Raw genomic sequence first — 18733 nt, forward strand, 5'->3', positions numbered from 1 at the left:
CCCTAAGGTGAAGTGAATGGAATTTGTCGGTAATAAAAGCGAAGTCTATACCTCAGAGCTGCCAGCTACAGACAAGTACCCGGCACTCAAGCTTTCAGAGTTTCAGTCTCTGTTTAATTTCCTCAGCAATGAGACAGAGGCAGGCATTCTGCAACAGGCCAGAGTATCGCGCATCAAGGTTCACAAAGAGCTGAAAGAAACAATGAGCGACTATCCGGACTTAACCGCACTGTCCCTGGACAAATTCGAAGATGAAGAAGCCGGAAACGTGCTTTACACCCAGGCGGTATTTGCATTAACCGCCAGTGAGCTTCTGGGTATTCAGATTAGTACCGATGCCACTGCAGAAGCTGCGGACAGACAAGAAGCCCTGAATGAGAAAAGACAACGCTGCGATGTTCAGTACCGTCAGGCGGTTGATCTGCTGCTTAACGGTGAAGAAACCTACTGTTTTGAGGTGGTCTGATGAAAGCACTGCAAAGTATCACTGATTTGTTTAAAGCACAGGTTGTAGATGCCAAAAGCTTTGATGTATGGGCGGAAGACGGCGCCATGTTTTGTGGGCAGGGGCCACTGGTTGACGGCTACGAACTGGAGTACACCGCCATTATCTTTATCCAGAACGTCAGCCTTGAGCCTCATGTGCTGTTTATGCATCTGGTCAACTGGCTGAACAAATACGACCCATACAGGCAGGAAAAGGGACTGGCGTTCCCGACCTTCGCGGTTGAGCTGCTTGATAAGGGCAAGTGCGACATAAAAATTAAAATCGACCTGAGAGAAAGCTACATCCTGCAAGAAAACGCAAATGGTAACTGGATGCAGGGAGACGTTCGCTATGAGTGCGCCAGTGAATTCGAACCGGTTGTGGATCCGGATGAACTTGGAGAGCTGATTTACTTTGTGGGTCACCTGGAAGACTTGCCATGCAGTTAACCAGCCCCGACCAACTGACCCAGCTTGTTGAAAGTCTGGTATTAACCGCCTCTGAAAAGTTCGATTTAAACCGCCGGATGGCGAATCGGGCAAGGCAGTTCTTCAGACAGCAAATCCGGGCACAGAGAGATATTGATAACAACCCATATCAGAGCCGGACACGCAGAAAGAAGGTTGCCCTGACAAACAACCGGGAAGCTCAGCATACGGTTAACAACAAAAATATGCTGATGGGATTTTCCAGATCACTCCGAACGCGGGTAACTGAAGATGATTTTGAAGTCGGGCTGAAAGGTGTCGCTGGTCTAGTAGCCAGAGAGCACAACGAAGGCTCTCAGATTTCATTTACTCCCAGGATGAAAGGCTTTTTCAACAGTAAAGCCGGACGGTGGGAAGGCGGCACGCTTACCAAGCGTAACTACCGAATGCCCAAACGTACTTTTATCGGCTGGACCCCAGCCCTGGAACGAGAGCTTATTGCAATGGCTGCAGAACATTTTGAACTACAGGAAGCTGCTTAATGAAGACTTTCAAAGTGAAACCAAAAAAAGGGTTACTGGTTCGTGACCCACAAACCAGAGAGCCACTTAAGGCTACTGGGGAAACTAAACCACGTAACACCTACTGGCTGCGCCGAATTCAGGATGAGTCCGTAACTGAGGTGAAAGTGAAAACCGCAACACCAAGCAAGGAGACTGACAAATGAGTATCAGCTTCTCAGAAGTCCCGAACAATGCCCGTGTACCGGGTGTTTATATTGAAATTGATAACAGCCTGGCAAACAGTGCAGAAGAGCTGCAAATCGTTCTGGTGATCGGTAATGCAGTAACTGGTGCAACAGTTGGCCCGAACATCGTTAAATTGTGCATGGATGAAACTGAAGCTGCTAAGCATTTTGGTGATTCTGATATCGTTGAAATGGTGGAGTTCTTCCGCAAGCAGGATGAAACCATGCCTGTTTACGCCATCAGTGTTGAAGCTGCCGATACCATTTCAGCACTGGCTGCTCTGGGTGATACCCAGTATGACCATATTATCTGTTCGCTGAACGATGATACGACTATCCGGGATTTAGGTGAGTTTCTGGAAAAGCGTTATGACGCACTAAACCAGATCCCCGGTCTGGCTTATATCCCAAAACAGGGCACGCATGCTGAACTGGTGACCTTTGGCACGAAAAGCAACTGCCCACTAATCAGCTTTATGTCCATCGACAGCCTGGGCAACTCAGCCAATGAAGCCTTATCTGATGCCGCCGCCGTTGCTGCATGGGCGGGACAAATCGCGCCTTCACTGGCAAACGATCCATGCCGCCCCCTGCAAACACTTAAGTTAAGTGGTGTTTACTCGCTATCGGCCAGTGAATTTGACTGGGCAGAGCGTAACCTGCTGCTTTATGAAGGCATGGGAACTTACACGGTAACCGCGGCCAAAGAGGTACAGGTAGAAAGACCTGTTACCGCTTATACCGAAAATGCGTCCGGCGTAGCGGACAACAGCTATCTGGATATTATGACTCCGGCGACTGCTATGTTTTTCCGCCAGAAACAGCGTTCGCGCATCTTAAGCAAGTACGGCCGCCATAAGGTTGCAAAAGACGGTACCCGCTTTGCACCTGGTCAGGTCATCGTGACCCCTAGCATGTTCAAAAGCGAACTGCTGGCTCTTTACAAAGAGCTGGAATATCAGGGCATCGTGCAGGACTTTGACGGCTATAAAAAGTCGCTCATCGTTGAGCTGGATGAAACCAACAAACAGCGCATTAACTATCAGGACTCTCCACAGTTCGTGAACGGCCTGATCATTACTGCAGGTAAGATTCAATTCAGGAAATAAGCTATGAGTACAAAAATTACCAGCCGTGGATTTTTAGATGCCGGCTCTCTGGGACGCCTGCCAACCAAAGAAGGCGCAACCATTAACTTTGGCAATGCAAAGCGTGAAGCCGTCATGGGTGATGAAGGTGTGTTAGGGCATGGTGAAGTCTTTGAGGCGGCTCCTTCCATCAAGGTAACCATTGCGCATGCGAAGAGTACCGATGAAGACGCGCTCAGAGACTTCTCAGGTGAAAACCTCACTTACCAGACCAACAGCGGAAAGACATACACACTAATGAATGCCTGGACTGCTGACCCTATCGAGCTCACCGTTAAAGACGGCCAGATTGAAGTGCTGTTCAACGGTACCGAGCTGATCTCTCAGTAAGGAGTCAATATGTTATCCATATTACTTAAGCGACAGGCACAGACCAAAGCAACAGCTCTGGCTGAGCGGCTTAGCATGCCAGAGCCAGAAATACATGAGGAAGGCGATACTACCCGCCCAACTCTGGCTGATAAGCCCTGGGACGAAACACAAAATATCCTTAAACAGGATTTAGCCTACCTGCGTACTCTGGCGGGCTCTCAGGAAAAAGAACCCTATAAACAGCAACTGGTTGAAAAGTACCAACCTCTGGTAGCGAAACTGCTAACCACACACAAAAGCCTCGAAGGTCTGGATGTTGTGTGGTGGTTCTATCAGTGGCAGGTGGATTTAGGGAAACTTCCCCAGGTACACGAATGCTTAAGGGCTGCTGTGGCAATGGGGCTGGATACCCCGAACGGCTGGAAGTCGAACGGCCAGACCGCTTACTGCGATATCGTTTTTAAATACTCGCATTCTGCGTACACAGAGAAAGCGGAATTTAACCGCGAGTATCTGATGAAAGCAGTACTGGACATACTGGAAGGCAACCTTGCTACCAATGCACCGCTGAAGGTGAAAATGTTCCGTCTGGTTGGAGACTGGCACTATGAGAAAGGCGAATCGGAAAAAGCGTATATCCTCTTTGAGCAGGTTATGGCACTGGACCCGAACAAAGGCGGACGTAAAACCAAACTTAACGAACTGAAGGAAGAACTGGGCTATGGCGACAGCAATTAAAAATCAGGCACAAACGAGAAAAGTAACCTTGCCGGTTCCTATGGAAAAAGACGGCAACACAGTCTCTGAAGTTGAGATCAGCAAACCTCACTCCGGCCAGTTGCGCGGACTAAGCCTGATTGACGTATGTGAAATGAAGTTTGAAGCAGGTGAAACGCTTCTTCCCCGAATCTCATGCCTGAATGAGCGCGATCTGCTAAACATGCCCCCGGAGAACTGGGCGCCACTGCTAACAACCATCGCCTCTTTTTTCGTGGACATGGAACATTAATAGAGCGGGTTGAAGACTATTACGCTGATATCGCCGTCGTGTTCCACTGGCAACCCAGCGAGATAGACCAACTCAGCTATGACGACCTGTTACTGTTCCGGGAGCTGGCAAGACAAAGGCAAGAACAAGAAGAGAGCGATGAATAGCTCTCTTTTTTTGTACCTGCAAAAGGATATCCGTTATGAAAATGAATTTATCTGTGGTGATGGGCATTGTAGACAAGACCACCGCACCGCTTAAAGGTATGGCAAGCGAGTCTGATCATTACGCCAAAGCCATCAAGAAAGTGCAGAAAGCACAGGCTGATGATACTGCGGCCATGGGAATGATTGACTCCTTTAAGGGCTCAAAAAAGGCCATGGATAAAAACACCATCGCCATTGCTGCTACCAGTGAAAAACTGGAAGAACTGAAAGCCAAAGCCTCTGCCGCTGAAAGCCCAAGCGCAGCCCTTACAGAAAAGATTATTAAGCAACAGGAGAAGCTGGATAAGCTCAATGGTGAGCAGGATGACTACAAAGCGCACCTGACTAAACTGGATAAGCAGCTTAAAAAGACAGGGGTAAATACCACAAATCTGGATAGCGAATACAGCCGCCTGAATAAAAGCTACAAAAAGCATGGTGATGAAATTACCAAACTCAGCAAGCGGTATACCCGGCTTCAGGGAGCAATGAAGCCCATTCAAAAACTCAACAGCAAAATAAAATTCCCTAAAGTGGCGAACGCAGCTGTGGGTAAAGGTGCTGCTCTGCTTGGAGGAATTAGCCTCGCTGGACTTGTCTCAGAGGTAAATAGTGCAGCCGCAGAAATGGACAGCCTGGCGAAGTCTGCCGGTAACCTTAATATGCCCATTGAAGAGCTTCAGGCAATGCAGTCCCAGGCTGAGCATGCTGGCGTTAGTTCAGACGCTCTGGCAGGTTCAATGTCCCGTTTTACCAAGCGGCTTGGCGTACTTCAAAGCACCGGCTCTGGTGCTCTGGGTTCATTCCTGAAGAAAAGCGGTAACAGCCTTCACCGGGATCTTCAGGGGGCTACCGATACCCAACAGGCTTATGAGATGTTGCTTGAGTCCTTTTCCAAACTGAAAACCACTCAGGAGCAAATGGCCTTTGCTGATGCAGCATTTGGTCAGGACGGGCGAAAGATGCTCATTATGATGCGGGAAGGAACAGAAGGACTAACTGCTGCCCGTGACGAACTCAACGCTCTGGGTGGAGGCGCAAAGGCAGAAGATGCAGCCAAGGCGGAAGCTTACAACGATGCTCTGCAGAAGATTCAGGAAAGTATCCGTTCAATTAAGTTCGCAGCTTTAGCTCCGGTAATGGAAAAGGCCACCAAGATGTTCACCGCTTTCTCTGACAAGTTCAAAAATGCTGAGTGGCGGACGGACTTTATTGAGAAAATCATTAGGTTCGTTGATGGCCTGTACCGTGGGTTGATGTTCTTAGGTAAAGGGCTGATCTGGGTATCCCAGAATTTCAAAGGCATTATTGCAGCCGTGGCGATTTTCAAAGTCGCTTTGATTGGCCTGAACGCAGTGATCATGGCTAACCCTATCGGAATGATGGTTGCAGCCATCGGTGCGGCAGTTATCGCTATTACCTACCTGGTCGATAAGTTCATTGGCCTGGATAAAATCATCAAGTGGATTGGTGAAGGCATTGGCTGGTTATGGGACAAATTCAAACGCCTGATCAATAAACTCCCAGATGCACTTATTCCGGATGGCTGGAAAATTGATGCGGATGAGGCCGGAAAGGACGTCGATAATTTAGCTAACAAACTGGATAACATCAAAGATAAAAACGCCAAGCTGGGTATTACCACCAATGAAACCCGTAACCAGACTGAGCGAACCCGGACGGAGCAAACATATAACGCCTATCAAGCTGGCGGGCTCACCGCTATGAAAACGCATAATCCGTATCAGCCATTAACCAACCAGGCTGTAAAGAGTAAGTCGGAAGTTGCTTTGACCATTAAGTCAGAGAAGCCGGTTACTGTTGATCAGGCTAAGAGTGAGAAAGGGACGGATTTGAATCTGGATGTGGGGAATATGAGTTTTAGTTACTAGACCTATAACACATTAGAAAACAATAAGAATTTCTAATGATCGACCGAAATCAAAAACATGAAAATACCTGTATGAACAACCAGAAAAATACTGTACATTCATACAGGTAGCTATAAAGAGGTTAGGTATGTCACTAAAAGAAAAAGATATTTTTCAGCAGGCGTTAGAGTTAATCATTGATGGTGTTGCCCAGAGCCGGATAGAGGAAGGAAAGGTACAGGCCGCGGTTTATCTTGCCGGATTGGCTATCGCAGATAACAAAGGCAGGCTGGATGCTGATAAAACAAAAGCTATTTTAAGCCTGGTCGAGATGGCTGGTGAGGTAGGAACGTCAGATGTATTTAGTTAAGACATAACAGAAAATCTATTTGTATCTATACTGTAGTTAGGCTTGAGGTATAGGGAGTATGTTTGCGAACGACTCCCTTTTTTTGTTTTGGGTGATAGGGAAATACTATGTGTGGAAGGCTAAACATAACTGACGATCCATTCTCGCGTTTAGTCAGCGAAATTGCAGGAGTTCAGTTTTCTGCCGTACCCAATAACGACCTGCGGCCAACCGAAAATATATCCGTGATCGGTGGCCTTAACCATGCTCTGGTTCAGCAGGAACTGAGTTGGGGAATCAAACCAGATTGGGCGAAGCGAATAATCATCAATGCCCAGGCAGAAACCGTAGCAGTAAAACCAACCTTCAAAGCAGCCTTTCACAATAGTCGCGTTATCGTTCCTTGCTCCGGCTGGTATGAGTGGAAGGGTGAGAAAGGAAATAAACAAAAGTACCTATTTGCTAACCCAGACGAAAGGCCATTATTCATGGCCGGGATAGCGCTTGGAGATAAACTGGTAACGCTTACTACCAGTCCAAACCCACAATATGAAGAATATCATCATAGGATGCCATTGCTTTTACCCGATGATGTTTTGGAACTGTGGGTATTTGGGGATGCAACCAAAATCAGCTCGCTGCTAATTACTTCCACACATCAAAGTCTTGATGTACAAAGGTGTTTGTCTCTTTAATTAAATTATTATTTCTTTTTGATTAACTCTTTTAAACTAGCCATATCTAACCATGGCCTACGCCTGTGAAGCATTCTATGGCAGTTCGAACAAACCAGTGCAATATCTTCTTTACGAGTTTTATCCCCTTCTGGCATCAGTTCGCTGACAGGTTTTGTATGGTGAGCCTCCATGAAACCTTTCCCTAAATCACCAAATTGCTTTTCGAAATCAAACCCACAACATTGGCATAGTAATCGCCCATCTCTTGCCAGAGCATCATTCTTTACTTCTTTAATTAAATTTGAGTTCCGTTCTCTGCTTTTGTGAAGCCTTTCCTTATGTTTCCCTTCTGGAAAACCATCTCTTTGTTCTGGAGTATTTGGATCTAAAACATCAGCTTTTACTCGATTCTCAGCAAGAACTACCAGTTCATTTAGAAAGTCACTAACTTGGTCAACAGACTGAGGTATTGCGATTTCCACATTTAGAGATAAAAAGTGTTTTTCAAAGTAAGACTTTCTTTCATCATTTCTGCCATCTCTTTTTTTAGGCGTATATCGCCAAGTCAAAGATGGCTCTGATGAATCGTAGTTGCTTTCATGGATCTCTGCTATCGGCCCTGCTTTGTTTTCTGGGAATAAAACAACATAGTATCCATGATCACTTTCCCCGTTCCAATCAATTAGCAGAACCCATGTATTGAAGCCGGAATTATTTGATACTAAATATCCGCCTTGGAACTCTTTTCCATCTGCCCAATGATGAAATCCAGATAGAGGCTCAGCATCAAGCTGCTCAATAGTCTTTGGGGAAAAGTCATTCTTCTTATGGTATTTTTTAAGTAACTTTCTTATGCCTATAGCTACGCTTTTATCCATATCTTTCACTATTTTTCAATATGTAAAGCACCATCATAGCTTTCTGGGATAGGAAGGTTCCTTTCTATAGCAATCGTATTGGACATTTGTTGTCTCTGACTTTAATGTGATTTTGTCGTACAAAAAATCAATTACTTCAGCAGATTCACTAGTGTTTGTTGCAAAAAGCTCTTGTAGGTCAGGCACTCCAATCACACCCGGGTGAGAAATATTTACTATTTTCATCTCATCTGTATTAACAACCAGGAACTTGTCCATAAACTCCCATGAGCCCGCACTGGACACTGAATACTCAATAGCTGGTAATGAACTTGATAATGGATTTGTGAGAGTCAAAAGGCCATAGCTATTCATCCTGCCATTACGAATATAAGAGTCTTCCGTTTTTATATGCATATGGATTTTTTTAGATAAGGTCAAACCAACTTCACATTTCCATGTCCCAATCATTGCTTGCGTGTAAGTTAGAGGTTGATCTTCAGCAGCCTGCGGGTGTTCCTCTGTTGCGCAGCCTGTTAGAGCAATAGCGGGGACGAGACAATACAAATAATATGATTTCATTTATAGATTCCTTAGCCAAAAGGGTTGTTATTAGCCAATACTTAAAAATGCTAACTATCCAATAAACATAGCAGTAATAAATCTATACCAAGTGAGGGAGGTCACTACTTGGAGAAGGAGACGCATGAAGCAAGTTTTTGCTAAACGCAGTGTCGCCACACTAAAGAAAATGGCGACGGCCTGAAAATCTGTCGCCACTTTGTCGCCACTCACGACAAGGCACACCTGTAACTTACTGTATTTAAATGGGTATTTTTAGAAGAGAATAAAACGGGAGGTTTTATATCTGATGGCGAGGAAGAAGCAAACGTTATTAATTCATAGCTAAACTTGTTCTTCATTAAAATATTGACGCTACTTAGCATATTACTTAGTAGCGTCAAACCTCTCCTTCCAGGCAACAAACATCTTCTCTGTCCCCCCCAAAGACACTAACGCCCCACTGTGCAACTTCTCAAGTTGGACGCTAGCAATGGAGATAAACTTATCCGCATTTGGAATCTGGTTTTCAGTACAAAACCGCTCCAGGTAAGCTTGTATCTCTTCACCCACAATCATTTCCCTGATGATTTGCCCTATAGCCTGTTTGCGTTCACTGCGATATCTGATTCGATAAGAGTCAATCACACCGATAGATTTCTCTACAACCTCATACTGATGACTGGAGCGCTCATACGCCCAGGCAAAAACTTCCAGTGCAGGAATATGATCACCAGTCTCGTAGAAATAGATCAACGACTTAACATAATCCTCTTTAGGCACGTCGACAAAGCTTAGCGGACAAAGATTTTCCTGGATAAAAGGCAGGTTGCAGCTTAAACGCGCCGTTCGTTTATTTACGTCTTCAAACGCCTGCAGATAGGACAGATGCATAAGCAGAAAAAAAGATTGCTCGAAAGGATCTTCTATTTTTACAGCCTTTCTCAGCAGCAGGGTAAACAGCTCTTCAAGTTGCTGTGACGCATTTAACGGCATATAAGATGTTTTCGTAATCTTGACCTCTATCTGCCTTATCTGACCGCAGGAAGAGTTGTCGGGAAGTAAGTCCTGAGAAAGCAACTGGTGCAGGTTTCTGACCACAAAAGGAGTTATAGAGAGCTCTTCGGCGTTTTCAATTAAAAACAGGATGGCTTCCTTATGATTTAGGATCATCACGGTTTCTTCATCGAACTTGCCATCAGCAGCTTCACCAACTTGCAGCAACTTTTCGGTATCCAGGATCGAATAGGTATTTCCTTCCAGGCGACTGGAGTTAAACGACAAATCGATAAGAAGCCTCTGGGCGATGTTCTTAGCATAAGTTCCGGCAGCTAGTTTTTTGTTAAAGCGTTTACCCAATTTCCTTAGCTTTATTGCCATGCCTTCAGGTACATAACGCGTTTTATTCGGGATATAGTTTTCAAGAAGAGCCAGGTTATAAGAAACCTTAATACGTGCATAAGAAGGGGTTTCAAGGCGCTCAAGCTTGTTTAAAGACTCCTGAGACAACAGGATACCAGTGTGATAGGTAGCCTCAGTTTCGGCAACTTTCAGGCCAGTGTCCTTAAGCCAAACTAAGGACAGGTATCTTAGGCCACTTCTTTGTCCTTTAGTGACAATGCGCGACTCATCTACAAGTTTTTTCAGGCGTCTCTGAAGTGTTTTTTCTGAGATATCAATAGGCAGGGCTTTATGTATATCACTTCTTGAAAGTGGCATTTCCGCCCTATTGACGGTACGTTCAATCAGATCCAGTTCTTGCTTAATAGTGGTAGAGCTCTGTTTCATTGTCTGCTAATGGCTGCTATTGTCCTTAATAGAAGCAATCTAGCACCACTAAGGACAACCCACAAACACTAAGGACAAACTTAAGGACAACCTCACATTTTAAGAACACTCACTCAGGCACGCGCTCCATAAGCTCCTCGATCCCAAGGCCTATTTCCGGGCCGTTAAACCTTGAGCCGGTTTGCCTCTCTTCAAATCCGTTTTTCAGCGCCTTATAAATCTCATCCGGCAGAGGGACATAGCCGGCATGTTTGATAATTTTCGGCACCCGGTTTACGTTTAAGTAGAGATTGATAAACCGCCTGACATAAGCGAACTTATCTGCCGACTTCTTATTTACGTAAATAAAAATAGGTCTTGAAAGCGGCTGATATACGCCTGACTTTGTGGTCTCCAGCGTCGCTTCAACCGCAGGCTTGCCCTTCCAGGAAACCGATACCGCTTTTAGCTTGTCCTTGTTTTCTTCATAGTAAGCCATACCAAAAAACGCCATTGAGTTGATGTCTTTTGCAACACCCGCAGCAATTACATTGTCATCTTCGTTGGCATGATAGTCTTTACGGCTGGCTCCGCCTTCACCCACAATGGCCTCGGTAAAGTAGTCGTATGTACCGGAATCTTCTCCCGGACCATACAGGGTTAATAATGAAGGAGGAAAATCAGAATTAATCTGCTGCCACTTATTTATCACGCCTTCGCTTTTCGGCTGCCAGATAGTTTTCAGCTCTTCCACCGACAGTGAGTCAGCCCAGTTGTTTTCTTTGTTCACCACAACGGTAACCGCATCAAGAGCGATGGGAAGCTCGATAAACTCAACACCATTGGACTCACACAAACGCTTTTCTTTGTCTTTAATTGGCCTGGATGCATTTGCAATATCCTGCGTACCCCGGCAGAACTTTTTAAAGCCTCCTCCGGTACCAGTGATACCGACCAGCACTTTTGTCTGGCCCTTTTCTTCGTACTCGAACTCTTTAGCGATGGCTGAAGTTATAGGAAAAACGGTACTGGAACCATCAATCAGAATCAGATCCTGAGCGAAAGCCGGAAGTGTGGTGAACAACGCACCAAATAAAGGTGCTACCCATTTTCTCATCTGTACAACCCCATAACACAGTCTGCCTCTTGGTTCAAAGAAGCAAAGGCCCCTTAATTACACCAGAAGAAGACTACATTAATTTTACACTCAATGCTCATAAAACAAGCTTAATGATACTTTAATAATTAGAGTGTACAATCCAATCTTTGTACTTCTTGCCAGCTTTTCTCAGGAAAGGTTATTATCTGAGCAACTTAACTTTAAGCCGAGCTATTTGTCGTGTTTATAAGCAATGTATCTTTTACCGCCAAGCGAATGTACGGGCTGACCGCTTCGCTGGCTATTACTGTAATTACCCTGGCAATACTTCTGTTTTACCAGGGCAACAGGCTATTGGTTGAAAAAACACCAATGATCGAAGCCGCTGAAGAAATAAAAGTGAACGGCGCGATGGCACACCTTTGGTTTGAAGAAGTACTTTCAGGTGACACCACTCAATCCATCCAGGAGGTCTGGTACTATCTTGATCTTTCCGACTGGTATGCTCTTGCTCTGCTTGAAGGTGGCCGCAGTATCAGAGGCGACTTTAAACCCATTGAAGATCTTGAGCTGCGTAAAATTGTTGTCTCTATGCGTGAAACACTGGCCGATATCAGGGCATACGACAAACTCCGCTACGCCAACAGTGCAGTATCCAGCCCTGGCTCAGAAATCGATATCATCACAGACAGGATGTTCCTGAACTTTATCCAGCAGGCCGATGATGTTGAACGCGCAATCAAACAGCATCTGGATGATGGTATTAGTCGGTATCAGTACATCAGCCTGACATTAATTGCGGCAGCTATTATCGTTGCCATTATTATTAACGTTCATCTATACAAAGCGGAAGAGAATAAACGCAAACTATTTAAGTCATTAGAAAAAGCCAATAAGGCCATCGAGTCTAAAAACCGCCAGTTACATAAGCAGGCACATTATGATTCACTTACATCGCTTCCAAACCGGACTCTGTTCTCTGACAGGCTGGATAAAGCGATCATTAACTCTGAGCGCCTGAACCTGGCGTTTGCCCTGCTCTTTATCGATCTGGACCACTTTAAGGCCGTAAACGATGAGTACGGTCATGAGGTAGGTGATAAACTGCTGTTGGAGATTGCGAAACGAATTCAACGCTGTATCCGGGTTTCCGATACTGCTGCGCGTATCAGTGGTGACGAGTTTGTTGTGGTTCTGGAACACCAGAAAAGCATCGCCAGCACCATACACACAGCAAACAAGATTGCAGCTGAACTTATCGATGAACTGCAAAAGCCGGTTCAGATTGGTGATATCTCTGCGTATGTTTCTGCAAGTATTGGCGTGTCCGTTTATCCCACCGATGGCAAAAGCCGCGAGCCACTTCTGCGCTATGCCGATAATGCTATGTACCATGCAAAGGCTCAGGGCAAAAATAATTTCCAGTTCTATTCTGACGAGTTAAACCAGCTGTCTATCGCTCAGTATGAAACTGAACGTGACCTGAAAGTGGCCATCAAAGAGGATCAGTTTGAGCTCCATTACCTGCCTATTTGGGATCTGAAAACAGATGAGGTATTAGGCACTGAAGCCCTGGTTCGCTGGCAGCATCCGAAGAAAGGCATGGTTTACCCTGACGCGTTTATTCCGGTAGCAGAAACCGGCTCTCTGATCTCAAAGCTAGATCTCGTGGTCGTCCGGAGCGCCATTAAACAGAAAAAACAGTGGCTCAGCAAAGGGATAGAAACCGGTAAGATGTGCGTTAATATTTCAGCCCGCAGCCTAAAACGGCGTGAGTTTTTCCAGGAACTGAAGCAGTTAATTATTGATTCAAGCCTTAAAGGCAATGAGCTAGAGCTGGAAATCACCGAAAGTGTATTGGTTGAAAACAACCGGTACGCTCAGAGTATTTTCAAGGAACTAAAAGCCATGGGTATCAGCATTGCGCTGGACGACTTTGGTACCGGATACTCATCACTCTCTTATCTGAAGCACTTCGAGTTTGACACTCTGAAAATAGATCGCAGCTTTGTGCTTGAGTATGGAGAAGATCAGACTTCAGCTGCACTACTGAAAAACATTCTGCAACTTGGAAAAGACCTGGATCTGGATGTGATTGCTGAAGGTGTAGAAACCATTGAGCAGCAGAACATGCTGGTAAAACTTGGCTGCTCTATCGGTCAGGGTTACCTGAAGTCTAAGCCTGTGGATGCAGACAAATTAGTCCAGGTACTGTTTGGCAACTCAAACTCAAATGTTGTCAATCTGAACATTTAAAAAAAGGCCGGTGATAACACCGGCCAACACGAGAGGAGCAACTTTTCTTATTATAAAATTGCGAATGGCCCAGACCACTCGCAAACACAGTCTGCCAGTGAAACGCTGTGCAGCTCGTTCTGCGCAGCCTCTTCCCTGTTTGAAATAGCCACCTTGTACTGCTTGCCGCTTTCCAGAGAAATTGTAACTACCGTTCCCTGTTCATTCTGTCCCAGCACCTCTACAGAGCGAACCAGACCACGCGCACCAACAGAAGCCTCGGTGGACTCATTAAAGTAGCCGTGCGTCTCTAAAACAGAAGCAAATACGTGATTCTGACCTGACTGGCGCATAATAAACACAGGTTCGCTGCGCAGGTTAAAGTCAGGATCATTTGCACCAGTGCGGGCAAAAATCACTTCAGAGTCCGGGGCTGCGCTCGTCACCAGTGAGTAGTAGCTTGAGTCGTGCAGCCAACTCACCAGAGCGCTTCCCTGTACCGTTCCGGAGCCAATATTCCACAGGTGCTGATAACCAAACTCTGCACCCAGCGGTTTCAGCCTGCTTTCTGTTCTGTAGTCAAAATCCGTGCGGATAATCTGACCTGAATAGTGGAAAGGCAGATCATAGCTGTGCTCTTTATCCGCCGTAATGCGGTACACATCAATAACCAGAGGTTTTTCGAACTCCTCCAGATCCGCAAGAAGGACAGTGCGCTGCATCTCAGTGCCCGGATAGTAATCGGCAACACGAGCACTCATACCCTGCAGTTTCTGGTTATCAGCCACAAAGAAGTGCTTCTGACCAAAGCGGGATTCAGCGGTTGCGGTATCAAAGTCATTTTGTGTCTTCTGATCTACGGTCACTGTGTTATGACAAACCGTCTGCTTACAGTAAGACTTATTTTCCGGGATATAGCGGCCGCCAAATTTCGGCTCCACATTGACCCAGCGGCCAAAGCCGTAATCGTGCAGAACTTCGTGTCCACGGTTAAATACGCTCAGGTGCAGGCCGTCATAGTGTCCGTGGTCCAGAGCAGAGTGATACTGGTGGTCCGAGCCATGCTGACCAAACCAGATCAGCGCCATGGTATCGTCATCTTTGCTGTCACGGTGGCGCAGAATGGAAACACCACCCTTATCGCCTTCAGGGCCATCGGAAACAAACAGGCTGCCCCAGTTAAACGGCTTGATATCGGATGTGTTCGCCACCGCCTCAGAAAGATCCTGTCCGGAAATATGTACCCAGACATCCTTCTGGTGATTCGCCATGCTGATCAGTGTGTCGCTCTTTTCGTAGCGATGGAAGCAGACACTGGTCGCAATAATCACACCTTCATCATTAATGCTGATGGTTTTGGAAGAGTCGTTCAGCGCAGGCAGAGTACCATCCGGGAATGCCGTACACATTACCGCATAAGTGGTGGTCTTAATCACCTGATCATTAAACTGATAGATCTCCAGCTCAGGCTGACGACGCTCTATGGCCTCTGCAAACAGATAAATAGGACGAAGGGAAAAGCGATGGTAGTAAGGCCCCTCCATATAATATCCGTCTGGTGAGAAAAGCTGATCCAGCTGGGCCAGAAAGCCTCCGCTGACTTTGTCCAGCTTAAGGCCATACAGCGCCTTATCCACGGTTTCCTGATCATTGATTGCATAACCACAGATACCAACCGCAGCAACAGCCCACAAGCCATGGTTATGCACTATGTCGAAGTCGTGGGCATAAGTCACCACAAACATCTCAATCATAGGCTTAAACAGATTGGTCTCTATGAAATCTTTCTGCTCTGCAGTCAGCGTGTGATAAACACAGCTGTACGCGCAGGAAGCATACAGCATCCACATGTTTTCATTCAGTGTCTGGTGAAACAGCTTACCCGGAGGGTTGGTATCCTTACTGATATTACTCTCCAGAGTAGGATACACACTCGCGTAAGCGGTCAGCATATCCACAATGTACTGACCATACTTGTCTTCTGCGGTGATCAGGAAAAGCCTGCCTGCAATATCCATATGGATGTAGTTCTGCTTGTGACGGTTATGCTCATAACCGCCGGCTTCGCCATGTCCCGGTACTTCAATACCGATCTGATCCATATACTGCTCAAGCTGTCTGATATCACGGCTTAGTGTTCTGCCCAGAATCGTCTCTTTGCCCAGGTCTTCACGTAGTTTTTTCGCTTCTTCAAAGCTAAGCAACAAAGGCTGATAGTTCATTATTTCGTCTCCTGGCTGATAGCCTTTGTTTCAATCGCAAACGGGCCATTCCATACATAAGTTGTGTTATCTGCCACCACTTCATTTCTGGCGTTCTGATCAACCTCTTTCCGGTTGCTGACCATCATGGTGATTTCAGATTTTTCCGTGGTAATTTCAACCACAGAGCCGTTATCATCATGGGCAATAACCGCAATATTTTTCACCTTACCGCGCGCAGAAACAGACTGTTCAAACTCTTCGTTGAAATAACCGTGAGTTTCCAGCACAGAAGCAAACAGAGTGCTTTCACCGTGAGAGCGCAGCATAAACGCCGGCTCACTGCGCAGGTTAAACTGCGGGTCATTGGCACCAGAGCGGACAAAAATCATCTCATCGCCACTGTTAGAACTGGTTCCCAGCCAGGTGTAATAGGTATTGCTCTGCAGCCAGCTCACCAGCGCAGTATCACCGGCTCTGCCCCGGGCCACTTCCCACAGGTGCTGGTAGCCATCTTTGTCACCCAGGGTATCCAGTTCCACATGACTGCTATAACCGAAGTTAGTACGTACTATCTGCCCTTCATACTGATGCGAGTAGTCATACTGATGTTTTCCTTCGCCCGTGAGGCGGTACAAATCAACCAGAAGCGGAGCCTCCAGCTCGTCAAGCTCAACTAAGAACACACTGCGCTGCTGCTTTACGCCATCAAAATGGTGGTTAGCAAAGGCGCTCATTCCGCGAGCCGTATCCTTGTCAACGCTAAAGAAATGAGGTTCACCGTGAACAGAGTCTGCCCTCTCCACATCAAAATAGTTCTGGCAGGTTTCGTCAATCGTCACTGCGTTGTGAGCAATGGTCTGACGGGCATATGACTTGTTTTCGTCCAGGTAACGGCCGCCAAACTTAGGTTCAACGTTAACCCAGCGCCCGAAGCCATATTCACGCAGCACTTCCTGACGACGGTTAAAGTAGCTGATCCCGAGCGTATCAAAGTGACCATGCCCCATCCCATGCTGACCGTAGTTCATCACAAGCTGGAACACATCCTTGTTTTTATCCGGCATACGGATAAAGCCCTGGGCCCCCTTATCGCCTTCAGGACCTTCGCACAGCTCAACACTCGGCCAGCATGGCAGGTCAATATCACTTTCATTTTCAAATGCCTGTGACAGTGAAAGGCCACAGGCATGCATCCAGACCTGCTGCTGAATATTTGCCATACCCAGCAGGTTGTGATCCAAGCCGTAATGACTGGCATACATGGAAACGGCAACCTGAACACCTGCATCGGTAATTCCCATAGTACGGGAAGCATCGTTCATCGCAGGGAACTCGCCATTCGGGTAAGCCGTTGAAAGCAGGGCTTTTACGGTCGTTCCGATAACGCCGCCTTTGTAATTGAAGATATCCACTTCCGGCATATGACGGTGAATCACCTCAGCAAATACACAAAGCGGACGAATCGCATAACGGTGGTAATACGGGCCTTCCATATAGTAGCCGGACGGTGCAAAAAGCTGAGAAATCTGGGCAAGGAATCCACCCGTTTCGTTACGCTCCTGACCATAAACAGACAACTCCAGATACTCAGGTTTACCGATTGCCAGGCCACAAATACCAACAGCAGCCACCGCCCAGATGCCATGGTTATGGATACGGTCAAAATCATGCGCGTACTTAATGGTGAACATATCCAGCATTGGCTGAAAAACATCCTTGATAATTCTCTCACGCTGCTCTTCTGTCATATAGGAAGCAACGCAGGAGAAAGCCAGGCTGGAATACAACAGCCATACATGCTCATTCAGGATCTGGTGGAACAGGCGGCCTGTCGGGTTCGTATTTTTCTGAACATGGAAATCGAAGCTAAGGTATTTATCTGCATAAATTTCCAGAAGTTCGGTGACAAACTTAGCGTATTTCTCTTCTCCGGTGATGAGATACAGGCGGCCGGCAAGATTCATATACTGATAATTCTGCTTGTGACGATTGTGCTCGTAGCCACCCGCTTCACCGTGTCCGGGAACGTCATATTCCAGAGCCATAAATGCATCAGTGTCTTGTCTGTTTTTAGCGATAGTTTTTCCCATAAGGGTATCCCGGCCAATCTCGCTTCTCAGCTCATTGATTTCTGATGCTGTCAGTAGAATGGGTTGATATTCTGCGTTCACGGACTTCCTCCAATTGGCGAACAAGTTTACTTTTACTAAAATAATACAAATAAACCTTCTCTGCATCTATCAAAAATGTAAATAAAGAGCTACATCACATTTATCAAAATCCGCTACAGGGCTACTAAAGCAAAGAAAATCGCTGCTAAGCCTTGTATATAGCTGGTTTTATTTTGTTGATTTGGCTCTCATTACTATTGATTTATTGTATTACAAATAAATCAAAGTGCGCTAAGATAGAGCACATCTAAACAATAGGCAAAAAAACGGAGACGTTATGAATTCTTTTTTTAAAATTGACGACAATGACTGGGAAGAGCTTGGTGGCGGCATCAAGAGAAAAATTGTCGGTTATACAGACGACCTGATGGCGGTTCACCTTGAATTTGACAAGGGAGCAATTGGTGCGCCTCATGCCCATGATATTCATGATCAGATTGGTTATGTGGTTAAGGGAAGCTTTGAAGCCGAAGTTGACGGTGAAAAATGTGTTCTGACAGCAGGTGATGCTTATATTGCCGCCAAGCACATGGTACACGGCGCTGTAGCACTGGAAGAAGGCAGTATTCTTCTGGATCTTTTCTCTCCGCACAGAGAAGACTTCCTGAAGTAACCGCATTTGGGC

Annotated in this window: 20 protein-coding genes; 14 read left to right on the forward strand and 6 right to left on the reverse strand. The window is 46.1% G+C overall.

What is annotated here, in order from left to right; translation table 11 throughout:
- Positions 1-16 precede the first annotated feature (16 nt).
- The 12 genes from L3Q72_RS19965 to L3Q72_RS20020 all read left to right on the forward strand — a co-directional run bounded on the left by L3Q72_RS19965 (position 17) and on the right by L3Q72_RS20020 (position 7232).
- Complete coding sequence (locus tag L3Q72_RS19965) at positions 17-466, forward strand: head completion/stabilization protein (RefSeq protein ID WP_275132309.1); 450 nt, start codon at positions 17-19, stop codon at positions 464-466.
- Entirely contained in the window at positions 466-936 is a 471-nt protein-coding gene (locus tag L3Q72_RS19970; RefSeq protein ID WP_275132310.1) for a phage tail protein, read from the forward strand. Before L3Q72_RS19965 ends, L3Q72_RS19970 begins: the two co-directional genes overlap by 1 nt.
- A complete protein-coding gene (locus L3Q72_RS19975; RefSeq protein WP_275132311.1) occupies positions 927-1457 on the forward strand; it encodes a phage virion morphogenesis protein in 531 nt (176 codons plus the stop codon). Before L3Q72_RS19970 ends, L3Q72_RS19975 begins: the two co-directional genes overlap by 10 nt.
- Positions 1457-1642 carry a DUF2635 domain-containing protein gene (locus L3Q72_RS19980; protein ID WP_275132312.1) on the forward strand — a complete coding sequence of 62 codons (186 nt, stop codon included), beginning with the start codon at positions 1457-1459 and terminating at the stop codon, positions 1640-1642. Before L3Q72_RS19975 ends, L3Q72_RS19980 begins: the two co-directional genes overlap by 1 nt.
- Positions 1639-2772, forward strand: coding sequence for a phage tail sheath subtilisin-like domain-containing protein (locus L3Q72_RS19985; RefSeq protein WP_275132313.1), 1134 nt, complete (start codon positions 1639-1641; stop codon positions 2770-2772). The genes L3Q72_RS19980 and L3Q72_RS19985 overlap by 4 nt, the downstream gene beginning before the upstream one ends.
- 3 nt (positions 2773-2775) lie before the next feature.
- Positions 2776-3141 (forward strand): phage tail tube protein, encoded by a 366-nt coding sequence (locus L3Q72_RS19990; RefSeq protein WP_275132314.1) that lies wholly within the window; start codon positions 2776-2778, stop codon positions 3139-3141.
- Positions 3142-3150: 9 nt separating this feature from the next.
- A complete protein-coding gene (gene gpM / locus L3Q72_RS19995) occupies positions 3151-3861 on the forward strand; it encodes a phage terminase small subunit (RefSeq protein ID WP_275132315.1) in 711 nt (236 codons plus the stop codon).
- Complete coding sequence (locus L3Q72_RS20000) at positions 3845-4132, forward strand: phage tail assembly protein (RefSeq protein ID WP_275132316.1); 288 nt, start codon at positions 3845-3847, stop codon at positions 4130-4132. Before gpM ends, L3Q72_RS20000 begins: the two co-directional genes overlap by 17 nt.
- 38 nt (positions 4133-4170) lie before the next feature.
- Positions 4171-4278: a GpE family phage tail protein gene (locus L3Q72_RS20005; protein WP_275132317.1), complete on the forward strand. Its 108-nt coding sequence runs from the start codon at positions 4171-4173 to the stop codon at positions 4276-4278.
- Between the two features lie 35 nt (positions 4279-4313).
- Positions 4314-6209 (forward strand): hypothetical protein, encoded by a 1896-nt coding sequence (locus tag L3Q72_RS20010; RefSeq protein ID WP_275132318.1) that lies wholly within the window; start codon positions 4314-4316, stop codon positions 6207-6209.
- Positions 6210-6336: 127 nt separating this feature from the next.
- A complete protein-coding gene (locus L3Q72_RS20015; protein WP_275132319.1) occupies positions 6337-6558 on the forward strand; it encodes a hypothetical protein in 222 nt (73 codons plus the stop codon).
- A 107-nt stretch (positions 6559-6665) separates the two neighbouring features.
- The gene (locus tag L3Q72_RS20020) at positions 6666-7232 is read left to right on the forward strand and encodes an SOS response-associated peptidase (protein WP_275132320.1); all 567 of its coding nucleotides are present in this window, start codon (positions 6666-6668) and stop codon (positions 7230-7232) included.
- An 8-nt stretch (positions 7233-7240) separates the two neighbouring features.
- On the opposite strand, the gene L3Q72_RS20025 is transcribed toward L3Q72_RS20020, so the two are convergent.
- The 4 genes from L3Q72_RS20025 to L3Q72_RS20040 form a co-directional block, all read right to left on the reverse strand.
- Positions 7241-8092 (reverse strand): HNH endonuclease, encoded by an 852-nt coding sequence (locus L3Q72_RS20025; protein WP_275132321.1) that lies wholly within the window; start codon positions 8090-8092, stop codon positions 7241-7243.
- A gap of 33 nt (positions 8093-8125) precedes the next feature.
- The gene (locus tag L3Q72_RS20030; RefSeq protein ID WP_275132322.1) at positions 8126-8653 is read right to left on the reverse strand and encodes a hypothetical protein; all 528 of its coding nucleotides are present in this window, start codon (positions 8651-8653) and stop codon (positions 8126-8128) included.
- 366 nt (positions 8654-9019) lie between these two features.
- On the reverse strand, positions 9020-10420 hold the full coding sequence (locus L3Q72_RS20035) for a Fic family protein (protein WP_275132323.1): 1401 nt from the start codon (positions 10418-10420) through the stop codon (positions 9020-9022).
- 109 nt (positions 10421-10529) lie between these two features.
- Positions 10530-11516 (reverse strand): PstS family phosphate ABC transporter substrate-binding protein, encoded by a 987-nt coding sequence (locus L3Q72_RS20040; RefSeq protein ID WP_275132324.1) that lies wholly within the window; start codon positions 11514-11516, stop codon positions 10530-10532.
- Positions 11517-11738: 222 nt separating this feature from the next.
- Here L3Q72_RS20040 and L3Q72_RS20045 point away from each other — a divergent pair, with 222 nt between their 5' ends.
- Positions 11739-13754 carry an EAL domain-containing protein gene (locus tag L3Q72_RS20045; protein WP_275132325.1) on the forward strand — a complete coding sequence of 672 codons (2016 nt, stop codon included), beginning with the start codon at positions 11739-11741 and terminating at the stop codon, positions 13752-13754.
- Between the two features lie 50 nt (positions 13755-13804).
- On the opposite strand, the gene L3Q72_RS20050 is transcribed toward L3Q72_RS20045, so the two are convergent.
- The gene (locus L3Q72_RS20050) at positions 13805-15955 is read right to left on the reverse strand and encodes a heparinase II/III family protein (RefSeq protein WP_275132326.1); all 2151 of its coding nucleotides are present in this window, start codon (positions 15953-15955) and stop codon (positions 13805-13807) included.
- Entirely contained in the window at positions 15955-18108 is a 2154-nt protein-coding gene (locus L3Q72_RS20055) for a heparinase II/III family protein (protein ID WP_275132327.1), read from the reverse strand. The genes L3Q72_RS20050 and L3Q72_RS20055 overlap by 1 nt, the downstream gene beginning before the upstream one ends.
- A gap of 277 nt (positions 18109-18385) precedes the next feature.
- Here L3Q72_RS20055 and L3Q72_RS20060 point away from each other — a divergent pair, with 277 nt between their 5' ends.
- Positions 18386-18721, forward strand: a complete 336-nt coding sequence (locus L3Q72_RS20060) for a cupin domain-containing protein (protein WP_275132328.1) — start codon at positions 18386-18388, stop codon at positions 18719-18721.
- Positions 18722-18733: the final 12 nt, after the last annotated feature.

The sequence above is a fragment of the Vibrio sp. JC009 genome (assembly GCF_029016485.1).
Taxonomy (GTDB): domain Bacteria; phylum Pseudomonadota; class Gammaproteobacteria; order Enterobacterales; family Vibrionaceae; genus Vibrio.